Origin of the sequence: Mesorhizobium qingshengii (assembly GCF_027563465.1) — a bacterium.
Lineage (GTDB): Bacteria > Pseudomonadota > Alphaproteobacteria > Rhizobiales > Rhizobiaceae > Mesorhizobium > Mesorhizobium qingshengii_A.
This window is the reverse complement of the sequence record NZ_JAPFQA010000018.1, coordinates 1-22,325: the sequence shown is the minus strand read 5'-3', so window position 1 is coordinate 22,325 and position 22,325 is coordinate 1. Positions and strand designations below refer to the sequence as shown.

Genomic DNA, 22,325 nt, shown 5'->3' with positions numbered 1-22,325 from the left:
GTTCACTGCCCGAAACGGGCCATCAATGCGGTGACGCGCTTGGCGGGCCAGCGCTTGACGGTCAATGGTGCCGTTCCGGCTTCGACGTCGACGCCTTCGCCCGGCGCGAGGACCACGCCGGCAGTGGAGGCCGGCCTTTGCACGGCGACGCGGCCCCTGAGCACGAAAACGGACGTCTTGCCCTGGCCGACGTCGACGACCCATTTCGTCCCGCGCACCGCGGCGATCGCCTGCGGGGTGACAACCGCGAAGCCATCCGGGACCGAGCCGGCCGGAGCGTCGAGCAGCAGCGCCTTGCGCCGCAACCTGACCGCATCGGCCTTGCCGTTCCGATCGCGGTCCTTCAGCGTGAAACGAGCGCCGTCTTCCACGATGACGGTAAGGCCTTCCCGGCATTTCAGGATCTGCCGGGTCGTCCCGGCCACCGGCACCAACCTGCACCCCGCGTCCTGCGCGAGGGCGGTCTCCACCAGGCAGACACCGGCAAACAGGCCAGCCACCAGGCCACGGAAAAATCGGCCCCTTGCGCTCATCGACGTCCCCTTGCTCTTGCGAAAACTCGCGGCAAGAAAACCTTGCCGGCGGCCTGGCGGTCTATTCATGCATACGGACCGGCTGCGTATGGACCGGCACCTGGCAGCCGCGTTGCCCCCCGGCCGCCGGTGCCGACGGGCAATCCTAGCACGACAAGCTGCTGCGACAGCAAGGCCCGGGGCGGTATGCGCATGTCGGCACGGTGCTCACTGGGGGCGAAACGGTAAGAGGCGCTCGCCGGGAGCCATGTACCATCAAGGGCAGGCGGAAATCATGATCGATCCGGAGAAGCGAGATGATCAGGAAACTGAAGGACGGAAAATACCGCCTCCATTCGCGCAAGAAGGACAAAAAGACCGGCAAGCGGCGGAATCTGGGCACGTTCGACACCCGCGAGGCAGCGGAGAAGCATGAGCGCGAGTTGCAGCATTTTAGGAGGCAGGCAGCCGTGCCATGCCATGCGGCGGCACCGATGTCTTGGAGGTTGAGGCGCTGGCGGCGCGCGCACCGCCATATTGGGCGACGAGTCGTAGGAACTGATCGGCAGGCTGAGCAGTGCTCCGCCACGATCAGGCAAGCCGCGCGCAGCCTCAAGGGGGAAGTTGCGGTCAGGGAGAGACAGACTGCTAAGGTCTGTCAGATGTCTGCTAGGGTCTTGTTCTGGCGGGTATATTTTGGACCCACGGTGAGCCCTTTAGCTTCGAGTTCGGGGTTCATCATAGATGTAGTAAAAATTATCTGATGCGGGTACTTCGCTTTGGCAGACTCATCCACTATCAATCTTTGATAATTGTGACTTCTTATTTGCTCCATGCCCTTATCCTCTATATTGTCCATCAATACAAAGCGCGGATGCCAGAATTCCTTATCGTAGCACGCTGACAGAATCATTGATAAGATTGCCGTATTCTTAACAATAACATTACTGCTCTCCGAAAAATTCATCTTCCCATCGACAAGCATCGCGTCGTCGCCGAAATTCAAAGAAAAAGTTTCCGGGTTTTCAAAAGTATCCTCGCGAGGCAGGTCTTCCTTCAAGAGACGCTTGCCGACGACACTAATCGAATCCATAGCTGTTCGGGTACGAGCGGTGGATGACGCCTCCAATCTCCTTAGCCGTGCCTGTAGCCGCTCGATCTCGTCATTGAGATTCGCGCGTTCCTGCGACAGCTGATCAACCCGTGCAATCGTGGCACGTAGCTCTTCGACATAAGTCAGTTCCCGCTCTATTCGGCCGAGAAGCTTGTTTCTCTCAGCTAAAAAGCTTTCTCGTGGAGAGTTAGTAACGTCGTAGCGACCAGAAAATTCAACTACTGCTTCAGAGTAAGTCCTGCGAAGAGCACGCAAGTCGTCCTGAAGGCCTTCAGATTCTGCCGCTTTCATCTTCAATAACTGCGAAGATTCTCTAATTTGAAGTTCTGTGTCTATTTTTATTTCGAAATATTTCGACCTAGCCTTCTCTTCGTCGATCACCTCATGGCAAACAATACAATGCCCGGCCTCGCTAGTACTAAGTTCCTTCAGGCAAGCTGGGCAATACTGAAATTCGATGCTGCCGAGCCGCTCAGATATGTCGTCAGCAGAACCGATTGAAGCGAGTTGCGCCTCCAAGAATTCGACAAACTGTTCTATCTCTTTCCTTTCCTCTGTAATGTCCGCTAGCCTATGTTCCTTATCCTGCAAGCTGGCAGCTAGTTTCCGCAAATTCGTCTGCATGGCACGCCTATCTGAGAGAAATTTGTCAGACTGCTCGCCCCCCACGTAGGAATCGACTTTTCCAATTTCCTCGATGATCAGATTTCTTTTCGCCTCAAGCTCGCTGACTCGGATATTTAGAGCTCCTATCGAGCCCAAGCCTTCTGATTGGGGAAGCGCAAGCAGGGCAGCTTTGTATAAGCGATCTTTTCCGGTGTACTCGGATTCAAGATCTCGAAGTAGAATCTGACCCTCATAAAGTTCATAACCGTTAACCCCGATAACGAGTTGGCCAACAGCCTCACGAATGTCCCTTGTATCGAAATTCTCAAAGCGGAATAGCTTTCCCGCAGGCGTCTGCTGGTCTGAGTAGAGAAGCCGAAGAACCTGGTGCATCGTGATGTTCGAATTGCCAAAATTCGGTGCCTCTGGTATTCCTGCCGCGCTGAACACCACCTGCGTGATAGATAGTTCTTTGCCGCTAGGCGGTCGCCTGATGGGAATACGCTGCCACTCGTCAATACCTTTCGAGAGAGATTCCTCCATGGTTCCATAGTAAAGCAGAATTGGTTCCTGCTTGCCGCCGACCGCCCGATGAAGTGTAAGCACCGAACTTGTTGTCTCAATCTCCAGGCGCACGGCCGAACAGCGAGCTGCTGCATCCTTCCAGCGGTCAAATTCCCCTCCAAGCCCATAGAATATGAAGTCGGATATTGTCGATTTCCCAGAACTGTTTTCGCCGCGAATAATATTGACACCGCGATGAAATTTTTCATCATAAGCGACCGTGTTGCCTTTTGTTACACGCAATCGCCTGAGTGAAAGAAATGATACCATGTTAAGTCCCCAAGCGTCGCAAGCCAGTCACGGCTCGTAGGCCGCTCTTTCCTATACCGATGGATACAAATTCCGATGTAAGGAACTCAATTATCTCCATTTCGTCGCGGATAACGAGTTTTTTACCCATATCCATCGCAAAGTTCTCACCTTTTGTACTGAGTCTAAGTTGACCTTTGTTTATCAAGCTTACATCCAATAGCCCTTTTCCAACGATGTTATGCAATGCTTGTTCCTGAACTCCAGCCATCTTATTATATAAAACAGGCGGTGCTGGATATTTTATAAAGCAATGTTCAGGCCTCGGAATTTTCAGTAGGTTGAATTCGCGCCTAACATCCAGAGTCATATGCGTCAGATGCAGCAGACTAGGACTCACGAGATAGAAATCGGAAATAAATAATCGATCGCGGCTAGGCGGATCGGATTTCCAGTTATTCAACAGAGCAATGTAACGACGTGCAGTGTCAAATATATCTAGATGAGCGTACCATATTCTATATATCATGGCTTATCGAATCGAATATGGCAGCGCTCTGTTAGAAAATAAAGAGCGTTCATGATTGTTTTCCCAGACGCGCTGCTCGTCGCGTATTTTTTTGCTAGAGGGTCAATAACATCCGTCTGAATGGCGGATGTGACCGTTGAACTGTTTGCCCCGCCACAAATTAAATTATGAAATATCAGACTCTGGAAACGCTGCTCTATGTCAGCGAGAAGATTGTTGTGCAGTGCGGCCGTTGACGTCTTCAGGCCGTTTTGAAAGAACGCGCGGGCGAACTTGTTCTGTGAATCGTTTGCGAAAGCGTACTCGTGCTCACGGCCCGCAGCCGTCATTTTAGCCAGTAAATCTCTTCGGTCTTGGCCGTTTGCAGTTCCCAGATCATCTTCATCAAAATGTGGAGTGGAATCACTGACCTCCGTCATTTTGTTTGGCAGGATGCCCGCAATTCGACGCTTGATGCTCAAGTACACGAAACTATCGCGACTCTCAGGTTTGCATATGTTGAGGTGGTCACCGTCGACAGGGATGGGCATAGATGCGCCTACGCCGGGGTCGGCGCTTTTTGCGTCCACCACGAGTGCTATTTTCTTGGTTTTATGCATCTCGTGGTAGGCAGTGACGTCAATTGAACGGCATTGGCAGAATGTCCTAAAACTGGCGTTCAATTCCTCGAGGTCTGAGGTGTCGCTCAGAAGTTTGGTGACGTGCGGAGAAGTGAAGCCACCAGCGAAACTATGTAGTAAGTTCGCAAGGCTTGACCCGCTATGCGGCGTCGCAAGAAAAAGCACCCCGGCGCAGCTCTCTGCAATGTTCTGCCAAGCAATATCAGTTGAATCCTTGGCCGTTCGTAATATCTGCTTTACGAGCAGGCCACCCAAGCTGTGGCAAACAAATACAATGGGACGTTTTCCGAACGCGTAACCAGATAGCATTTCTAAGACATTTTTTGCTCTCTGGTAGAGGGTCATCTCCTTCCTTGCCCATTGAGCGAAGATGCTCGCTGGATACCCTAACGTATAGTAGTTTATGTAAGGGAGATCGACTGCCAGCCAATTTGGCCAATATGGGCCTTCTGGCTCGGTCGATCCAACTGACGACCAAGTCGCAACTGCGTCACCTGTCAACCCATGAACAAAGATGACGTCGGCGCAACCGCCATTGTCTTTGATGGTCGCAAACGTAGTATCGGATGTTGACAAAGCGAGGTCCCGTTAAACGGTCTAGAGATTCTATCGCACCTAAATGCCAGGCTAACGATTTCAAGCGAAGTGGTCTTTGGGCCCTAAGTTTTCGGCGGGCCGCAGCGCCCCTTAAGAATGGCGATCTCGGCTTCGTGGTCACCGCCTGACATGGACGCGACCGGCACGCCGATCAGGAACACCCCTAACGCGTCTCCGGTCGCAGCCTTGTTCTGCTGATTTGAAATGACGGCGAGGCGCTCTTTGTCGGCCTGCGTGCAGGGGCCGGAATTTGGAATCCCCGATATCTTGTCCGGCGGTGTGGCACATCCCGCGAGACTGGCCAGCACCGATATTGTCAAAACAGTACGCTTCACTATTCCCCCACTTTTCAATAAACCCACCCGCCGACAACATTGCGCGGCGCATGACGTTTCGCAAGTATTCGGCGGAGAGTCACACACGATTATTTTCGACAATTTGCGCTGATATCCGTCGCGCTGGGCGGGCGCTATGATTGTAAGTAGCGTTGCTGGAGGCAGAGGGATGATCGCGTCAGGTCATGCCTTGCGAGGCTTCCCAAACCATCGAGAAGCTGTCGAATTTGTTCGCCGCCGTCGCCTGCGCGCGGCTGTCATGAACCTTGCGTTCCACCCTCACCCCACCCCCCCCTCATTAACCATTCGTTAACCATTCCCTCGCTAGCGTTTACCTATCAGTAAGGATTCGCCAGCCGTGACCTTTGCCGCTCCCCTCGAGGCCAAATCCATTCGCTTTCGCGCCCGCTCCTTCGTCGCTTTCACGCTGACGCCGGAGGCGCCCCTGGCGGCCTGGCTGGAGGGGCTGGACCACTGGATCGGCAACTCGCCCGGCTATTTTGCCGGCCGCCCGGTGCTGCTCGATCTCAACACGCTGAAGCCGCAGCCAGGCGAGATCGCGGCGCTGGTGGCGGAATTGGCGACGCGCGGCATCCGCATCTATGCCATCGAGCTCGAAGGGGCCTCGCTCGGCGCCGAACTGCCGCCGCCGCTGGTCGGCGCCAAGGAGGCGACGACCGACGGCCTGCTGCCCGGCCGCAAGGCGAGGGCGGAGGTTTCGGACAAGGCCGAGGGCAAGGCGCCGGAACACACTGTGGGAGCCCGCGAAGATGCAGCCCGCGACGGCAAGGCTGGCGCAAGCAAAGCGGGCGAAAGCGAGCCGCAGCAGGAGGCATCGGGCACGCTGATGATCAAGTCGCCGATCCGCTCCGGCCAGGCGATCGTGCATCCGCATGGCGATGTCATCGTGCTGGGCTCGGTCGCGTCCGGTTCGGAGATCATCGCGGCCGGCTCGATCCATGTCTATGGCACGCTGCGCGGGCGCGCTTCGGCCGGTGCGCTGGGCAACAAGGGCGCGCGCATCTTCTGCCGCCGCAACGAGGCCGAGCTGCTGGCGGTCGACGGCTGGTACGTCACCGCCGAGGAGATGGAAGGCGTTTCGCGCGGCAAGCCGGTGCAGGCGTTTCTCGACGGCGAGAGCCTGCGTGTGGCGCCGCTGAGCTGACAGTCGTTTCGACCGATTCTGGGCGGCCGGCAAGGAGCCGCCCGTCCAACAACAAACAACAATGGAGGCTTTTCAATGGGCAAGGTAGTGGTGGTCACCTCGGGCAAGGGGGGCGTCGGCAAGACGACCTCGACGGCGGCCCTTGGTGCGGCCGTGGCCAAGACCGGCAAGAAGGTGGCGCTTGTCGATTTCGACGTCGGCCTGCGCAACCTCGACCTGATCATGGGCGCCGAGCGGCGCGTGGTGTTCGACCTCGTCAACGTCATCCAGGGCTCGGCCAAGCTGTCGCAGGCGCTGATCCGCGACAAGCGGGTGGAGACGCTGTTCCTGCTGCCGGCCTCGCAGACGCGCGACAAGGACGCGCTGACCGAGGAGGGCGTCGGCGAAGTCATCGACAAGCTGCGCTCGGTGTTCGACTACGTGTTCTGCGACAGCCCGGCCGGCATCGAGCGCGGCGCGCAGCTCGCCATGCGCTTCGCCGACGAGGCGGTCATCGTCACCAATCCGGAAGTGTCGTCGGTGCGCGATTCCGACCGCATCATCGGCCTGCTCGATGCCCGCACCTTGAGGGCAGAGCAGGGCGAGCAGATCGCCAAGCACGTGCTGGTCACCCGCTATGACGCGGCGCGCGCCGCGCGTGGCGAGATGCTGTCCATCGACGACGTGCTGGAAATCCTGTCGACGCCGCTGCTCGGCATCATTCCCGAGAGCCAGGATGTGCTGAGGGCCTCCAACCTCGGATCGCCGGTGACGCTGTCGGAGCCGCTCAACGCGGCCGCAAAGGCCTATCTGGACGCCGCAAGGCGGCTGGAAGGCGAGGACCTGCCGGTCGTCGTGCCCTTCGAACGCAAGGGTTTCCTCGATCGTCTTCTGGGAAGGAGGGCGGCATGAGCCTGCTCGACATCTTCAAGCGGCGCTCCAGCGCGCCGGTGGCGCGCGAGCGGCTGCAAGTGCTGCTCGCCTATGAGCGCCGCAACCGCAGCCAGCCCGACCTCGTCTCCATCCTGCGCGAGGAGATCATGGCCGTCATCGCCAAGCACGTGCAGATCGACCAGGACTACCTCCAGGTCTCGATGGACCGCGGCGAGACCATGTCGACGCTGGAAATCGACATCCAGATCCCCAACAAGAGCGCCAGGCCGCTGGCGATGGCGGGGTGAGTTTTTACCCTCCCCCTTGTGGGGAGGGTCGATCCGCGTGGCGAATTCATCGTGCCGGTGGCACGATGAAAGGCCAGCGAACGCCGGGACGCTGCGAAGCAGCGGGGACCCGGCATGAGGTCGATCCGCGAAGCGGATCGGGGTGGGGGTCGGCGCCGGCACCCCCACCCGGACCTGCGGTCCTCTGCCGGGGCGAGCCACGGGTCTCGCCCGTCCTTCGGACTCCCACAAGGGCAGGGCGATCGCATATGGATTCTTACGAAGATAGACCCCCACCCTAACCCTCCTCACAAGGGGGAGGGAATGCTGCCGCGCGCTGTTACCCGGCGTCAAAACGTCGGCAACCTGCCGATGTCAGCGCCAACGGAAGTCTCCCTCCCCCTTGTGGGGAGGGGGTAGGGGTGGGGGTTAATCGTAGAGCGAAAGCCCCGCCCACCTATATGCGATTGCCCTGCCCACATCCGTGGGGCGAGGAACCCAAGCTTTTCCATGGCCGCGGCATGGTTGCTCGCAGCATCCAAACCCCCAAATGTCCCATAACTACCGCCCCCAATGGGGGGCTTCCCCTACGCAATCAGTGGATGTAGGGTTATGTTAGCAATACGTTAAGTACCGGGTTTGGTGACGAGTGAAGGAGTTCGGACATGAACTTCAAGGCTTTGATCAAGCGTGCTGAAGACGTAGACAAGACATTCCAGGATTTGCAGATCGATCTGGCGGACGCGCTGAAATCGGATTTCGGCGCCGATGGCGGGGCACCGCCAAAGAGCGACGATGTCCCGGATCCCTCAGCAGGACCTGACGTTTCGCCGCCTGAAGCGAACGCGGCAAATCCGGATGGTGCGGACAATACGGACAGCCCCGAAACCGCGCCGCGACTGACGTCCCATACCCAGACCCGGCTGGCTGCGCTGAGTGCCTTTGAGGGGCTCTTCCAAGATGCCAGGGAGTATCTCGAGGAGATCAACGGCAAGCTCTCGGAGATCGCGACCTCACACCACCTGACGCGCGAATTCCTCAACATCCTCCACAGCGACATTCTTCGCGCGAACGAGCTGGAGCTTGCAAATGCCGGCCTGGGCGCGGAACAAAGAACGCTGTTGGAAAATCTGCACGACACGACGAGAAAACTGCGTGAGCGTGAAGGCGCCTACGAAGTGCTGCAACAGCGCGAGACAAGCCTGGTTCAGGACAGGGAGGCGCTTCGTGCAGCGCTTGCCGCGGTAAGGCTGGAACTCGTGGAGACAGCCAATGCGAGCGCAAGACGCGAGGCGGAGTTCGGCGACATCGCCAAGCGGCTGACCGCCAGAACGGTCGAGGCCAACAGGCGCTTGCGCGAGAGCAAGATGCTGCGGGAAAAGCATGTCAGCCTGTCGCTCGATCTCGACAAGGCGCTGAAGCGGGAATCCCAGGCGCGCCACAGGCTCGACGAGCTTTCGACGGTCCATGCCAGCGAAGCAGCGCGGCTTGCGGAACTGCTGGCCGCGCTCGGCAAGAGCGAGAAAGAGGAGATGCGGCTTCAGAAGTCGCTCGAGGCCGCACAGGCGAAGCTGTCGGAAACAGCCGAAGCGGCCCGCATGACGGAAGGCGACAGGGAAGCCGAACTGGCTCGCAGTCAGGCGGAAATGCGCGGGTTGCGTTCGGAAATCCAGGACCTGCAATCGCGACTGGAGCAGGCCTCGAACGAGAACAGCGAGGCCGCCAGCGAAATCGCCAGGCTCAAGACTGAATTGAACGAAACCCTGGCCGAAAAGAAGATCGCCGACGAAAGATTGTCTGCTCTCGCCCATGAGAGCGAAAACGACAAGATGAGCCTTTCGAAGGTGAACGCCAACCTTTCACAGCTTACGCTGCAACAGGCATCGGAACAGATACAGCTCGATGTCCAGAGGCAGGAATGCGAGGACCTCAGGGCCGAAATCGCGTCACTCAATGCCCGGATCAAGGAATTGCTGCCCTACGAGCGACTCCACAAGGCCACCAACGGCAGACCGCGCGAGGGCGGCGTGGTCGAGATTGCCGGCGTGGTGGCGGAGAAAGCACGTGCAACGGGCAGGCGGCGCATCCGCAGGAACCTCCGCGCGGCGCCGTAGCCGGCTTCGCCATTCCAAGGTTCCCGCGACGTCGCTTCGCTCCCGGTCGCCGTCTCTCGACTTCGCCTGGGCACCCTGCCGGGGCGAGCCACGGGTCTCGCCCGTCCTTCGGACCCCCACAAGGGGGAGGTGAGGCGCCAGCTCACACAGCCGCGAACACCACCGTCTGGGCCAGCCCGCCGCCCTTGCGGTTTTCCAGCGTCACGGTGCCGCCGTAGCGCTCGATGATCTCCTTGGCGATGGCGAGGCCCAGCCCGGCGCCCGGGATGGATTGCAGGCGGCCGGGATCGACGCGGAAGAAGGGCTCGAACGCCTTGTTCAAGAGCTCCTGCGGGATCCCCGGTCCATGGTCGGAAATGGTGAGCACGGCGCGGCCGCCGGCCACGGCAAGGTCGATGCGGCACGCCTTGCCATGGGTGGCGGCGTTGACGATCAGGTTGCGGAGCGCCCGGCGCAGGCCGAGCGCGCCGGCCCGCACCGAAACCGCGTCCAGATGGCCGATCGCCACGACATGGCCGAGCGATACCATCTCGGCCGCGATGTCTCGCACTATCTTGTCCAGATCGACCGGTTCGACGGCATCCTGGTTGACCTCCTCGCGCACCAGCCGGATGGCGCTGTCGGCGATGCGGTCGAGCTCGTCGAGGTCGTGAAGCCATTTGTCGCGCTCGTCGTCGAGGAACTCGGCGCGCAGCCGCATGCGCGTCATCGGCGTGCGCAGATCGTGGCCGGCGGCGGCGACCAGCCGCATGCGGCTCTCCATGGCGGTTCGCAGCCGCGACGAGAGCTGGTTCAGCGCATGGGCGGTGGCCTTGACCTCGGCCGATCCCACCTCCGGCACCGCGGCCAGCACGCCATCCGACCCGATCTTGGAGACGGCCGCCTCCAGCATCTCGAGCGGCCGGATCAGCACCGAGGTGAAATAGACCGAGACGGCCGTGGCGCCGGCCACGATCAGCGAGATCCAGCCGGCGAGAACCAGCCATTCGCGCCTGGGCGGGTCGATGTGGGGAACTTCCATGATCGCCCAGCGGCCGTCGGGCAGGCGCACCGATGCGATCTGGCCTGGCTTGTCCACCCTGTCGCTGACGATGGCCGCAACGTCGAAGCCCCGGCGGCGCAGGATGTCGCCGAGCATCGCCGTTTCCGGCCCGGCCACCTTGCCGCCCGCCGGATGATCGGTGAATTCGACCCGCAGAACGTCCGGCAAAGGGCCAGGCAGCCGCATCACGAGTTCCATCTGCTGGGCCACCCAGGGCACGGTCAGTTCCGGCGGCGGTCCTCCGCCCCGGACGCTGAGGACGGCGGCGGTCGCCAGGCCGACGACGCCGACGATCGAAGCGACCAGCAGCAGGATGAGGCGACGCCGCAGCGAGTTCACGCGTGGCCCTCCACCGTCTCGACGCGCGCGGTGAGCTGGTAGCCGCCATTGCGCACCGTCTTGAACAGCGGCCCGTCGCCGGTCTCGGTGAACTTGCGGCGCAGCCGGCTCATCAGCACGTCGACCGAGCGGTCGAGCGGATCGCGCTCGCGGCCTTGCGTCAGGTCGAGCAGCTGGTCGCGCGACAAAAGCCGGCCGGGACGGTCGAGGAATACCTGCAGCAGGTCGAACTCGGCGCCGGTGAGGTCGACGGCCAACCCTTGCGCATCCGTCACCTTGCGGGTGTCGGGCTCCAGCCTGTAGCTGGCGAAACGGTAGGCGCGGGGGCGGGGCGCCACGGGCGCGTCCTCGGGCGATGAGCGCCTGAGCACGGCGCGGATGCGGGCGGTGAGCTCACGCGGATTGAAGGGCTTGCCGAGATAGTCGTCGGCGCCGAGTTCCAGGCCGATGATGCGGTCGACATCTTCCTTCAGCGCCGTCAGCAGGATGACCGGGATGTGCGGCTTGCGGTCGCGCAGGCCGCGGCAGATATCGAGGCCGGAGCCGTCGGGCAGCATGACGTCGAGCACCAGCAGGTCGAACTGGCCAAGCCCAAGCTTCTGCTCGCATTCGCGCCGGTCCGCCGCCACCGAGACGCGAAAGCCCTGGCTATCGAGATAGCGCCCGAGAAGCGTCCTGATCTCGCGGTCGTCGTCGACGACAAGGATATGGGGTTGTACCTGCATTGCTCGCCCGTTTGCCTGTTGGTTTCGGATTATAGGGAGAGCCGCCGGCAAACGGCATGGAAAATTGCAACGCAATGTTGCCAGCGGGCCGCCGGAAACATTGCGAAACAAATCTCCTTTTTCTGGAAACCTTGGGAAACACGCCGAAGCAAAGCGGAAAAAAACGGTTCCTATCCTCTCGGTCATACGAAGCATGAGAGAAAGGAACACCATCATGCGAAGCAGACTTCTCGCGCTCGGCCTGTTTTCCGCCGCGGCCATCCATCCGGTGCTGGCGGCGCAGCCCGATCCCGCCGCGCCCGGCGGCGCGCCACCGATGATGGCCCTGCAGGATGGGGCCCCGCAGGATGGACCGGACCACGGCCCGATGGCCTGGTTCGGCCAGAACGGGCCCGGCCCGCACGGGCCGATGCGGCATGGTCCGCAAGGCTTTGGGCCAGAAGGCTTTGGCCCGGAAGGCTTTGGCCCGGAAGGCTTTGGCCCCCGCCGCATGGGGCCGCCGCCGGAATTCATGCTGGCGGCGCGGCTTGCCGCGCTCGAGACCCGCATTGGCGTGCGGACCGAGCAGCTCGACGCCTGGCGCGACTACACCAGCGCGTTGCAGGCCGTGCTTTCGCCGCCACGGCCCGATCACGGACCCGGCGGTCCGGGCGGACCTGGCGGGCCGGAGGCGAAAGGCCCTGACGCGGCGGGCGGCAAGCCCGATGCCTTCGCCTTCCAGGAAAGGCTGGCGGACGACGTCACCGCCCGCGCGGTTTCGGCCGGCAAGCTGAAAGAGGCGATCGCTGAACTTCGCGCCAAGCTGACCCCCGAACAGCTCGAAATCCTCGCTTCGGCGGAGCGCCCACACGGACCACCCCCCGGTCCCTGGGGCGGCCCGCCGAATGATGCAGCCGGGCCCCGGGGCCTGCCCGACAGGCAGCTCCCGCCGCCCCAGCCCGGGAACGGCGAGCAACCCTGACCGGCTGCGCCGGCCGGCCCCGGTACCCAACCCGTTCCCGGGCCGGCCGGTTCCTTTTGGGATGGCGTCCCGCCAACCCACCGCTTCGAAATCTCCGAATGGAAGCACGACAATGTGGGAAGCCATGATGCTGCTGCGGCTGATCGCATCGGTCAGCCCGAGGCGCTCGATCGGCCCAAAATTCCCGATCGATGATGCCGGACGCGGCCTGCCGACGGCCCTGCCGGTCGACACGCTGAAGGGCGCGATACGCCTGAGCTTCGCCGCCTGGCGCCTGTCGCTGCCGCTTTCGGAGTCCAACAGCCATCATGACCGCAAGACCGCGTAAGGCATGGCATGTCGCGGCCGATCGGGATACTGATGCTGAAGGGCATCGCGGCCCTGTGCCCGATCCTCGGGTGCGCTCCGGCCGCGGAGAAGGAGCGCGACATGAGCCGCTTCGAAGCATTGCTCGACGCTGCCCGCAAGCGGGCGCGGCCCTTTGCCATGACATCGATCGGGATGCCCTCGACCGACCGATCCGGTGCCCGCGCGCACGCAACCCCAGGGAAGATCCAGGCCATGCCCATCAAGCCTAGTCAGCCTCCTTTGTCGGCCAAGCCACGGTCGGCCAAGCCACGCCGTCTCGTTCCCTGGGCCGCGATGCTCGCCGCCACCGTTCTTCTGGCGGCCTGCTCGCAGGAGCAGAGCAAAGCTCCCGCCGGCATGGGCGGTGTCGGCAAGCCCGAGGTCGGCGTCGTCACCCTGCATCCGCAATCGGTCGCGATCACAGCCGAATTGTCGGGGCGCACGGCGGCCTCGCTGATTGCCGAGGTGCGCCCGCAAGTGAACGGCATCATTCAGCAGCGCCTGTTCAAGGAGGGCAGCGAGGTGGCTGCGGGGCAGCCGCTCTACCTCATCGATCCGGCCAGCTACAAGGCGGACTACGACAGCGCGGTGGCGGCGCGACAGAAGGCGGAAGCAGCGCTCCCTTCGGCGCAAGCCAAGTTCGACCGCTATGCCGGCCTTTTGAAGCAGAACGTTGTTTCCAAACAGGATTATGACGATGCCGCCGCCACGCTGGCGCAGGCCCAGGCGGATGTGGCGTCGGCCAGGGCCAGCGTCGAGACGGCGCGCATCAGCCTCGACCGCACCTCGATCACCGCGCCGATCGCCGGCCGCATCGACAAGTCCTCGCTGACGCCCGGAGCGCTGGTCACCGCCAACCAGGACACCGTGCTGACCACCATCCGCGCGCTCGATCCGATCAATATCGATGTCACGCAGTCGAGCACCAATTTGCTCAATCTGCGCCAGGCCATCAGCGAAGGACGGCTGAAGATCAGCGGCCCCAATGTCAGCGTCAAGCTGAAGCTCGAGAACGGCACCATCTATGCGCAGACCGGCAAGATGGAGTTCACCGGCGCCAATGTCGACCAGACGACCGGCACCTTTGCGTTGAGAGCCGAGTTTCCCAATCCGGACCGCCTGCTGCTGCCCGGCATGTATGTGCGGGCGCTGGTCGAGGAGGGCGTGGCCCAGAACAGTTTCCTGGTGCCGCAGCGCGCCGTCAGCCGCAACACCAAGGGCGAGGCGACGGCAATGGTCATCGATGCCGCGGGCAAGGTCGAGGCGCGCGTGCTGACCGTGCGCAACAGCGTCGGCAACAACTGGCTGGTGGATGCCGGCGTCGGCGACGGCGACCGCGTCATCGTCGAGGGCATGCAGCTGGTGCGCGCCGGCGGCGATGCAACGGGCGTCGAAGTGACGATCGACGAGGCGACCGGCGAGGTCAAGGATCGCGGGCAGACGTCAGCCGTACCCGCGCCCGCCAAGATGGCCAGCAGCGGCCAGCAACCGGCGCCAGGCGCCTCGACCGGGAACTGAGCAATGTCCGCATTCTTCATCAACCGGCCGATCTTTGCCTGGGTGATCGCCATCGTGATCATGCTGGGCGGCCTCCTGGCGCTCACCACGCTGCCGATCTCGCAATACCCGCAGATCGCGCCGACCACGGTGAACATCAGCGCGACCTATCCGGGCGCCGACGCCCAGACGGTGGAAAACTCGGTGACCAAGGTCATCGAGCAGGGCATGACCGGCATCGACAATCTCGACTATATGACGGCGACGTCGACCTCGACCGGATCGGCCTCGATCACGCTGACCTTCACAAGTGCTGCCGACCCCGACACCGCCCAGGTGCAGACGCAGAACAAGCTGCAGCTGGTGCAGTCGCAGCTGCCGCAGGTGGTGCAGAGCAACGGCATCACCGTCTCCAAATCCTCGACCGGCTTCCTGATGGTCATCGGCTTCGTCTCCAGCGACGGCAAGATGAACTCGACCGATCTCGCCGACTATGTCGACGCCACCGTCAACGACACGCTGAAGCGCGTCGAGGGTGTCGGCTCGACGCAGCTTTTCGGCTCCGGCTATGCCATGCGCATCTGGCTCGACCCGGACAAGCTCGCCAAATATGCCCTGATGCCGAGCGACGTGGCCTCGGCGATCGAGGCGCAGAACACGCAGGTTTCGGCCGGCCAGCTCGGCGGCCTGCCGGCGCGCAAGGGCCAGCAGCTCAACGCCACGGTGACGGCCAAGAGCCGGCTGCAGACCGCCGAACAGTTCCGCAACATCATCCTGAAGAGCCAGACGGACGGCTCGCTGGTTCGCCTCAACGACGTCGCCACCGTCGAGCTCGGCGCCAAAAGCTATACGACGCAAGCCAACTTCAACGGCAAGCCGGCGGCGGGCGTCGCCGTCAACCTGGCGACCGGGGCCAACGCCATCAACACCGCCGAGGCGGTGCGCACCACGATCAACCGCCTGAGCTCGACTTTCCCGCAAGGGGTCGAGGTCGTCTATCCCTACGACACCTCGCCCTTCGTGCGGCTGTCGATCGAGGAGGTGGTCAAGACGCTGGCCGAGGCGATCGTGCTGGTGTTCCTGGTGATGTTCATCTTCCTGCAGAACCTGCGCGCCACCATCATCCCGACCATCGCCGTGCCGGTGGTGCTGCTCGGCACGTTCGGCGTGCTGTCGCTGTTCGGCTATTCCGTCAACACGCTGACCATGTTCGCCATGGTGCTCGCCATCGGCCTGCTCGTCGACGACGCCATCGTCGTCGTCGAGAATGTCGAACGCGTGATGCAGGAGGAGGGCCTGTCGCCGAAGGAGGCGACGAGGAAGTCGATGAACGAGATCACCGGCGCGCTGATCGGCATCGCCACGGTGCTGTCGGCGGTGTTCGTGCCGATGGCTTTCTTCGGCGGCTCGACCGGCATCATCTACCGGCAGTTCTCGGTCACCATCGTCTCGGCGATGGTGCTCTCCGTGCTGGTCGCGCTGGTGCTGACGCCGGCACTTTGCGCCACGATCCTGCGGCCGCCCAAGGACCATGCGACGCAGACCGGCCCGTTCGGCTGGTTCAACCGTGCCTTCGACCGCGGCGCGACAGCCTATCGCGACGGCTCGCATGGCATCATCAACCGGGGCAAGCGCTTCCTCGTCGTTTTCCTCGCCATCGTCGTCGCCGTGGGCTGGATGTTTGCCCGGCTGCCGAGCTCGTTCCTGCCGGAAGAGGACCAGGGTATCCTGATCACCAGCGTGCAGCTGCCGGTCGGCGCGACGCAGGACCGCACCGAGCGCGTGCTGGCCCAGGTGACCGACCACTATCTGAAGGAAGAAAAGGACGCGGTCGAAGGCGTATTCACCGCCTCCGGTTTCGGCTTCGGCGGCGCCGGCCAGAATGTCGGCATCGCCTTCGTGCGGCTGAAGGATTTCGCCCAGCGCACATCGCCGGCCTCGGCGGCGCAGGCGATTGCCGGCCGTGCCATGGGCGCCTTCTCCAGGATCAGGGACGCGCGGGTCTTCGCGCTCGCGCCGCCCGCCATCCAGGGGTTCGGCAACACCAACGGCTTCGATTTCTTCCTGCAGGACGTCAATGGCGCCGGCCATGACGCGCTGATCCAGACGCGCAACCAGCTTCTGGGCCTCGCGGCGCAGAGCAAGGTGCTCGCCAACACAAGGCCCAACGGCCAGGAAGACCAGCCGCAATTCTCGGTCGACATCGACCAGGAAAAGGCCAGCGCGCTCGGCGTCAGCCTCGCCGACATCAACAACACGCTGTCGACCGCCTGGGGCAGCGACTACGTCAACGATTTCATCGACCGCGGACGGGTGAAGCCGGTCTATCTGCAGTCGGACCCGAACTTCCGCATGCAGCCGGAGGATCTCGAGAAATGGCAGGTCCGCAATGCCAGCGGCGCCATGGTGCCGTTCTCGGCCTTCGCCTCCAGCCACTGGACATTCGGCTCGCCCAGGCTCGAACGCTACAATGGTTCGGCGGCGGTCGAGATCCAGGGCGCGGCGGCCACCGGCGTCAGCTCGGGCGCCGCCATGGACGAGATCGACAAGCTTGTGGCGCAGCTGCCCGCCGGATACTCCCACGAATGGACCGGGCTGTCGCACCAGGAGCGGCTTTCCGGCAACCAGGCGCTGTCGCTCTATGCGATTTCGGCGCTGGTCGTCTTCCTGTGCCTGGCCGCGCTCTATGAGAGCTGGTCGATCCCGTTCGCGGTCATGCTCTCGGTGCCGATCGGTATCTTCGGCGCGCTGCTGGCGGCGAGCCTGTTCGGCCAGTCCAACGACGTCTATTTCAAGGTCGGGCTGCTGACCACGATCGGTCTTGCCGCCAAGAACGCCATCCTCATCGTCGAGTTCGCCATCGAGCGGCAGACCGCCGGCATGGGGCTCGTCGAGGCGACGCTGGAGGCGGCGCGACAGCGGTTGCGGCCGATCCTGATGACGTCGCTGGCCTTCATCCTCGGCGTCACGCCGCTGGCGATCGCCAGCGGCGCCGGCTCGGGGGCGCAGAATTCCGTCGGCATCGGTGTCATGGGCGGCATGATCGCGGCGACGGTGATCGGCGTGTTCCTGGTGCCGCTGCTGTTCGTCACGGTGCGCCGCATCTTCAAGGGCGGGGCGGCCAAGCAGGAAACCGGGCAGGATACTGGGCAGGATACGGGCGAGACGCCGGCGACGGCCAACCAGCAATAAGGGTTCTTCGCATGACAGGTTTGAAACGTGGCTCGGTGGCCGCGAGGCGGCTCATCGTGCCGATGCTCACCGCTGTCCTGCTCGCGGGATGCGTCGTCGGTCCGGATTATCAGATACCCATCCTGCCGATGCCGGCGAACTGGAGCGGCCAGAAGCCGACAAAGCCCGCCCGGCCGGCGCAGCTGTCGAGATGGTGGCAGCGGCTGCGGGATCCCCAGTTGAACGCGCTTGTCGAGGAAGCTGTGGCCGGCAATCTCGATGTTGCGACCGCCAAGGCGAGGATCCGCGAGGCGCGTGCCAGCTATCGCCAGAGCGCCGGCACATTGCTGCCCTCGGTGGATGGTTCCGGTTCCGCGACCCGCAACAAGTCGGACGTGGCCACGTCAGGCTCGAGCGCCATCTACGCAGAGTACCAGGCCGGGTTCGACGCCAGCTGGGAACTTGACCTGTTCGGCGCCAACCGCAGGGGCGTCGAGGCCGCGCGCTATGGCGTGGACGCGTCGGAGGAGGACCTGCGCTCGACCCTCCTGACCCTGGTCGGCGATGTCGCGTCCACCTATGCGCAGGCGCGTGGCTACCAGGCCCGCATCGCGCTCGCCCGGCGCTCGGCCGCGTCGCAAAGGCAGACCGCGGAACTCACCCGCTCGATGGCGCTGGCGGGTACCGCAACCGCCGCCGATGTCGCCAAGGCGATGGGGCAGGCGGCCAGTACCGAAGCCGCGGTGCCGACGCTGGAAGCAAGCTATGCCGAGGCCGTGCATCGCCTCTCGGTGCTCACCGGGCGCCCGCCGGCGGCGCTGAGCGAGCGGCTGAAGCGCGGCGTTCCGATCCCGGCGCCGCGCCTGCCGATGCCGACCGGGATTCCGGCCGACATCCTGGTATCGCGCCCCGACGTGCTCATGGCCGAACGGCAGTATGCGCAATACACCGCCAAGGTCGGCCAGGCCGAGGCGGCGCGCTATCCCTCGGTCAGCCTGACGGGCAACATCAGCACGGCGGCCCTCAATCTCGGCGATCTCGGCAAGAATTCGTCGATCGGCTGGTCCTTCGGGCCGACGCTCAGCGTGCCGGTGTTCAATGCCGGCCAGTTGAAGGCGGCCGTCGAGGTCGCCGAAGCGCAGCGCGATCAATATTTCATCGCCTATCGGTCATCGGTGCTGACCGCGCTCGAGGATGTCGAGAATGCGCTCGTGCTTTTGTCGCAGGAGCGCATCAGGATCGGCAAGCTTGCCTCATCGGCGAAATCCTACGGCGAGGCGGCACGCCTGGAAGGCACGCTCTTCAAGGCCGGCGAGACAAGCCTTCTCGACGTGCTCGACGCCCAGCGGTCGCTCTACTCGGCGGAGGACACGCTGCTGCAAAGCCGCGTTTTGCTGGCGACCGACTACATCGCCCTCAACAAGGCGCTCGGGGGCGGCTGGGACGGCGCCGTCGATACGGGGAAGCCGGAGATCGTCGACGTCAAGACGGGCCCAAGGCTGGCGTCGAAGCCCGCGACGTAGCCAGGTCCCGGTTCCCGGCGCCGTGCCCTATCAGGCAGTCGCCCGCTGCCTCACGACAGCCAGGCCGGTTCAGCCTATCCCCATGCCGCCAGTGGGCTTGCGCCCGGCGGCATGGAGGATGAAACCAAAGTGACATCGACGCCGATTGCCCGTCGCGAAGCGGCCCCTTTGCCGGTTGCCGCGCTGATGGGCGCCATGGTGTCGATCCAGATCGGCGCCACTTTCGCCAAGGGGCTGTTTCCATTGATCGGCGCGCAAGGCACGACGACGCTGAGGCTCGTCATCGGCGCGCTGATGCTGGTCGCGGTGCTGAAGCCGTGGCAGATGCGGCCGTCGCGCGTCATCTTGCCGTGGCTGGTCGCGTATGGGGTGACGCTCGCCGCGCTCAACCTTCTGTTCTATGCCGCGCTTGCCAGGATACCGCTCGGCGTCGCGGTGGCGCTGGAGTTCTCCGGCCCGCTTCTGGTGGCCACGCTGACCTCGCGGCGCGCCAGCGACTTTGCCTGGATCGCGCTGGCGGTGGCCGGCATCCTGCTGTTGTCGCCCTTCCTGCATTCGCTGCAGCCGCTCGATCCGACCGGGGTGGTGCTGGCGCTGGCGGCCGGCGGCTTCTGGGCGCTCTACATCGTGCTCGCCCAGAAGGCGGGCGCCGAGCTTGGCACCCGCACCACCGCTTACGGCATGGCGATCGCCGCCGTGCTGGTGCTGCCATTCGGTGTGGCGCAGGCGGGAACCGCGCTGCTCGCGCCGTCGATCCTGGTCAGTGCCTTGCTCGTCGGCCTGTTTTCCAGCGCGCTGCCGTTCTTTCTGGAGATGGTGGCGCTGACGCGGATGCCGGCGCGCATCTACGGCACGCTGACCTGCCTGGAGCCGGCGCTGGGCGCGTTGGCCGGCTTCCTGTTCCTGCATGAAACCCTGACCGCGCCGCAACTGGCCGGCATCGCCGCCGTGATTGCCGCCGCCTTCGGCACGGCAATCACCTCGAAGCCGCCGGTGCCGTCGCCGGAATAGGGGCGGGGCCGACATGTGGGTTCATAGGCGGCACGGCGACATCATTTCCGCGGTCGGCCCGCGGCCTGTTGCCTTCAGAACTTGACGCCGAGATTGACCTTGGCGCTGTTGTCGACCGCACCGCCGCCGAACTGGCCGGAATAGGACAGGCCGAGCGTGGCATTGGCCGACATTTGGAGGTCGAAGCCGGCCTCGATCACCGCTGCGTCCCTGGCGATCGGCACACCGGCGATGGTGAAGGCGTCGCCGCCGGCGAAGGCGAAGCTGGAGGTCGGCGTGACATCGCCGAACGCATGACGCCAGCCGAGCGTGCCGCGCGCGGTGGCGTTCATGCCGCCCAGCGCGAAGTCGGTCGAGCCGCGCAACCCGAGCGTGGTAAAGGTCGCGTCGGTGGTCGAACCAGCACTGGTCAGCGCGGCAGCACCGCCTGTCTCGGTGAAGCCGTCGGTGTGCACGCTGACATAAGCGAGGTTGGCGAAAGGCTCGAACTTGAAGCGCCCGGCATCGGCCTTGTAGGCGAGTTCGCCGAACATCTGCGCGGTGCCGGCGTCGTAGTCGGCCGACAGCGCATCCGTGAAGCCGTTGAAGGCGACGGAGCGATGTGTCGAGAGGCTGCTCCAGCTATAGGCCGCACCGGTGCGGAAGGCGATCGCGCCCCAGTTGGTGCCGCCGTAGAGGCCAAGATGGTAGTTGTCGCCCTTGCCGGAGGAATTACGATCGTCGGCGTTGAAGGAGGAATGGCTGTAGCCGCCGAGCAGGCCGACGCGCCAGCCGCCGACCTGGCCGTCGGCGCCGGCAAGCAGGCCACCAGTGGAGCGGTCGAAGGCGGCGGCGTTGCCGTCGGAATCCGTGTTGCCCCAGGAGCCGAAGGCCTGGCCCCAGACGGCGAAGCGGTCGGTGTCGGCCGCAACCATCTCGGGTCCGCCTTCGCCATAGGCCATGACCGGCAACGCGGTCGCGCCCGCATCGCCGAAGGCGGCGCTGATGCGGTTGGTGGCGGCGTCGCGGACGAAGCGGCTGTCCTCGACCAGCATCCCCTTGGCCGAGGCATGGATCTCGCCCGACAACTGGTCGAAGGCGGCGCGCGCCTCGGCGTCGGTGGCCAGGCCGGCGACGGCATTGAACAGTGATCCGGATGCCGGAATGCTGTCGAGCCCTTGGCCGGTGGCGATCTGGTTAGGCGTTAGCCCGGCATCGGCGAAGTTCTGCGTCTTCAACACGTCGAGATAGGCGTTGTTGGCGTCATAGGTATCGATCACCGACAGGAACGCGGTGTTGGTGATCCCCGTCACATCGGCGAACTCGCCAGTCAGTCCGAGATCGGCGGTCAGCACCGTATAGTGGGAACCGAACTGCAGGCCGCCCTGTATATTGACCGCCAGCGTCGAGCCGGTGATGTCGGCGGTGCCGGAGGCATGAAGCAGATCCGACTGAGCCCCGCCGATGTCGATGGCGTAGGTCGAGCCGACAGCCAGCGTTACATTGCCCGCAACCAGGGTGCGGTCGCCCGCGCCGCCATCCTGCATGGTCAGGTGTCCGGCATTCAACAGGGATTCGAGGCCGCTGAAGGTCGTGGTCTCGAGCGATGCGCCATTGCTGGCGGTGACGAGAGTTGCCGTGGCCGCGTTGATCAAGCTGTCGATGCCGGCGCCGAACTGGCTGGTGCCGCCGGTTGTCCAGGTGGCGTTGTTGGTCAACAGATCGGCGTAGTCGCCAAGCGTCACCCCGCCAAGCAGCGAGCCGTTATTGATGAGCGTGGTGGCGCCGCCGGCCGTGGTGATGGCCAGCGCCGAGGCCGTCTGAGCGCTGTTGTGCGTCGCGCCGGAAAGAGTGATGCCGATCGCGTGGCCGGCGGTTGATTGTGCGTCGATCGCGGCGGTGGCGCCTTCGACCGTGCCGCTGGCGGTGATGCTGATCGCGCCCGCGCCAACGCCGGTCTGCTGGGCGATGATGGCGGTGTTGCCGGTGGAAGTGACATCGCCGGCGTTGACCGTCACGTTGCCGCCGGTCGACAGCGCGAAGATGCCGTTGCCGGTGGTGACATTGACCGGGCCGACCGTGGTCACCTTGGTCGAACCGGAGCCGAAGTTCTCGGCGTCGATGCCGAAGCGGGCGTCGATCGAGCCGTTGGCGGTCACGTCGATGTTGCCGGTCGCCGCAGCGT

18 protein-coding genes are annotated in these 22,325 nt (G+C 63.5%); 10 read left to right on the top strand and 8 right to left on the bottom strand.

Translation table 11 applies throughout. The features are described 5' to 3' along the window. Window positions 1–2: 2 nt before the first annotated feature. From OOJ09_RS26825 to OOJ09_RS26810, 5 genes are all read right to left on the bottom strand, one after another. Window positions 3–533, bottom strand: coding sequence for a FecR domain-containing protein (locus tag OOJ09_RS26825; protein WP_269908088.1), 531 nt, complete (start codon window positions 531–533; stop codon window positions 3–5). 637 nt (window positions 534–1,170) lie between these two features. Continuing rightward, on the bottom strand, window positions 1,171–3,066 hold the full coding sequence (locus tag OOJ09_RS26820) for a hypothetical protein (RefSeq protein ID WP_269908087.1): 1,896 nt from the start codon (window positions 3,064–3,066) through the stop codon (window positions 1,171–1,173). 1 nt (window position 3,067) lies between these two features. Next, a complete protein-coding gene (locus OOJ09_RS32085) occupies window positions 3,068–3,574 on the bottom strand; it encodes an ABC-three component system middle component 5 (RefSeq protein WP_420107548.1) in 507 nt (168 codons plus the stop codon). Beyond that, window positions 3,571–4,770: an ABC-three component system protein gene (locus OOJ09_RS26815; protein WP_333474487.1), complete on the bottom strand. Its 1,200-nt coding sequence runs from the start codon at window positions 4,768–4,770 to the stop codon at window positions 3,571–3,573. Before OOJ09_RS26815 ends, OOJ09_RS32085 begins: the two co-directional genes overlap by 4 nt. 83 nt (window positions 4,771–4,853) lie before the next feature. Beyond that, a complete protein-coding gene (locus OOJ09_RS26810) occupies window positions 4,854–5,126 on the bottom strand; it encodes a hypothetical protein (RefSeq protein WP_269908085.1) in 273 nt (90 codons plus the stop codon). 358 nt (window positions 5,127–5,484) lie between these two features. On the opposite strand from OOJ09_RS26810, the gene minC reads away from it, so the two are divergent. From minC to OOJ09_RS26790, 4 genes are all read left to right on the top strand, one after another. Then, window positions 5,485–6,291, top strand: a complete 807-nt coding sequence (minC, locus tag OOJ09_RS26805) for a septum site-determining protein MinC (protein ID WP_269908084.1) — start codon at window positions 5,485–5,487, stop codon at window positions 6,289–6,291. A 75-nt stretch (window positions 6,292–6,366) separates the two neighbouring features. Further along, the gene (gene minD, locus OOJ09_RS26800; RefSeq protein WP_269908083.1) at window positions 6,367–7,182 is read left to right on the top strand and encodes a septum site-determining protein MinD; all 816 of its coding nucleotides are present in this window, start codon (window positions 6,367–6,369) and stop codon (window positions 7,180–7,182) included. Then, entirely contained in the window at window positions 7,179–7,451 is a 273-nt protein-coding gene (gene minE, locus OOJ09_RS26795; RefSeq protein ID WP_091585453.1) for a cell division topological specificity factor MinE, read from the top strand. Before minD ends, minE begins: the two co-directional genes overlap by 4 nt. Before the next feature lie 644 nt (window positions 7,452–8,095). Further along, complete coding sequence (locus OOJ09_RS26790; RefSeq protein WP_269908082.1) at window positions 8,096–9,544, top strand: hypothetical protein; 1,449 nt, start codon at window positions 8,096–8,098, stop codon at window positions 9,542–9,544. A gap of 142 nt (window positions 9,545–9,686) precedes the next feature. On the opposite strand, the gene OOJ09_RS26785 is transcribed toward OOJ09_RS26790, so the two are convergent. Together OOJ09_RS26785 and OOJ09_RS26780 are read right to left on the bottom strand one after the other, a co-directional pair. Further along, complete coding sequence (locus OOJ09_RS26785; protein ID WP_269908081.1) at window positions 9,687–10,925, bottom strand: ATP-binding protein; 1,239 nt, start codon at window positions 10,923–10,925, stop codon at window positions 9,687–9,689. Next, window positions 10,922–11,650: a response regulator gene (locus OOJ09_RS26780; protein ID WP_269908080.1), complete on the bottom strand. Its 729-nt coding sequence runs from the start codon at window positions 11,648–11,650 to the stop codon at window positions 10,922–10,924. The genes OOJ09_RS26785 and OOJ09_RS26780 overlap by 4 nt, the downstream gene beginning before the upstream one ends. 214 nt (window positions 11,651–11,864) lie before the next feature. Between OOJ09_RS26780 and OOJ09_RS26775 the strand changes: the two genes are divergently transcribed. The 6 genes from OOJ09_RS26775 (at window position 11,865) to OOJ09_RS26750 (ending at window position 20,161) form a co-directional block, all read left to right on the top strand. After that, window positions 11,865–12,611 (top strand): hypothetical protein, encoded by a 747-nt coding sequence (locus tag OOJ09_RS26775; protein WP_269908079.1) that lies wholly within the window; start codon window positions 11,865–11,867, stop codon window positions 12,609–12,611. A 112-nt stretch (window positions 12,612–12,723) separates the two neighbouring features. Then, window positions 12,724–12,939, top strand: a complete 216-nt coding sequence (locus OOJ09_RS26770; protein WP_269908078.1) for a hypothetical protein — start codon at window positions 12,724–12,726, stop codon at window positions 12,937–12,939. A gap of 233 nt (window positions 12,940–13,172) precedes the next feature. Next, window positions 13,173–14,477, top strand: coding sequence for an efflux RND transporter periplasmic adaptor subunit (locus OOJ09_RS26765; protein WP_420107551.1), 1,305 nt, complete (start codon window positions 13,173–13,175; stop codon window positions 14,475–14,477). 3 nt (window positions 14,478–14,480) lie between these two features. After that, complete coding sequence (locus OOJ09_RS26760) at window positions 14,481–17,648, top strand: efflux RND transporter permease subunit (RefSeq protein WP_269908076.1); 3,168 nt, start codon at window positions 14,481–14,483, stop codon at window positions 17,646–17,648. A gap of 11 nt (window positions 17,649–17,659) precedes the next feature. Beyond that, on the top strand, window positions 17,660–19,150 hold the full coding sequence (locus OOJ09_RS26755; RefSeq protein WP_269908075.1) for an efflux transporter outer membrane subunit: 1,491 nt from the start codon (window positions 17,660–17,662) through the stop codon (window positions 19,148–19,150). A gap of 129 nt (window positions 19,151–19,279) precedes the next feature. Next, window positions 19,280–20,161: an EamA family transporter gene (locus tag OOJ09_RS26750; RefSeq protein ID WP_269908074.1), complete on the top strand. Its 882-nt coding sequence runs from the start codon at window positions 19,280–19,282 to the stop codon at window positions 20,159–20,161. Window positions 20,162–20,235: 74 nt separating this feature from the next. Here the strand turns inward: OOJ09_RS26750 and OOJ09_RS26745 are convergent. Beyond that, window positions 20,236–22,325: autotransporter outer membrane beta-barrel domain-containing protein (locus OOJ09_RS26745; protein ID WP_269908073.1), on the bottom strand; the 2,090-nt coding region annotated here is incomplete at its 5' end.

Excerpts from the sequence above, each read along its gene's own strand:
- OOJ09_RS26825 (WP_269908088.1), bottom strand. The coding sequence starts at position 533 with ATGAGCGCAAGGGGCCGATTTTTCCGTGGCCTGGTGGCTGGCCTGTTT.
- OOJ09_RS26820 (WP_269908087.1), bottom strand. The coding sequence starts at position 3,066 with ATGGTATCATTTCTTTCACTCAGGCGATTGCGTGTAACAAAAGGCAAC.
- OOJ09_RS32085 (WP_420107548.1), bottom strand. The coding sequence starts at position 3,574 with ATGATATATAGAATATGGTACGCTCATCTAGATATATTTGACACTGCA.
- minD (WP_269908083.1), top strand. The coding sequence starts at position 6,367 with ATGGGCAAGGTAGTGGTGGTCACCTCGGGCAAGGGGGGCGTCGGCAAG.
- minE (WP_091585453.1), top strand. The coding sequence starts at position 7,179 with ATGAGCCTGCTCGACATCTTCAAGCGGCGCTCCAGCGCGCCGGTGGCG.
- OOJ09_RS26790 (WP_269908082.1), top strand. The coding sequence starts at position 8,096 with ATGAACTTCAAGGCTTTGATCAAGCGTGCTGAAGACGTAGACAAGACA.
- OOJ09_RS26780 (WP_269908080.1), bottom strand. The coding sequence starts at position 11,650 with ATGCAGGTACAACCCCATATCCTTGTCGTCGACGACGACCGCGAGATC.
- OOJ09_RS26775 (WP_269908079.1), top strand. The coding sequence starts at position 11,865 with ATGCGAAGCAGACTTCTCGCGCTCGGCCTGTTTTCCGCCGCGGCCATC.
- OOJ09_RS26770 (WP_269908078.1), top strand. The coding sequence starts at position 12,724 with ATGTGGGAAGCCATGATGCTGCTGCGGCTGATCGCATCGGTCAGCCCG.
- OOJ09_RS26765 (WP_420107551.1), top strand. The coding sequence starts at position 13,173 with ATGCCCATCAAGCCTAGTCAGCCTCCTTTGTCGGCCAAGCCACGGTCG.
- OOJ09_RS26760 (WP_269908076.1), top strand. The coding sequence starts at position 14,481 with ATGTCCGCATTCTTCATCAACCGGCCGATCTTTGCCTGGGTGATCGCC.
- OOJ09_RS26755 (WP_269908075.1), top strand. The coding sequence starts at position 17,660 with ATGACAGGTTTGAAACGTGGCTCGGTGGCCGCGAGGCGGCTCATCGTG.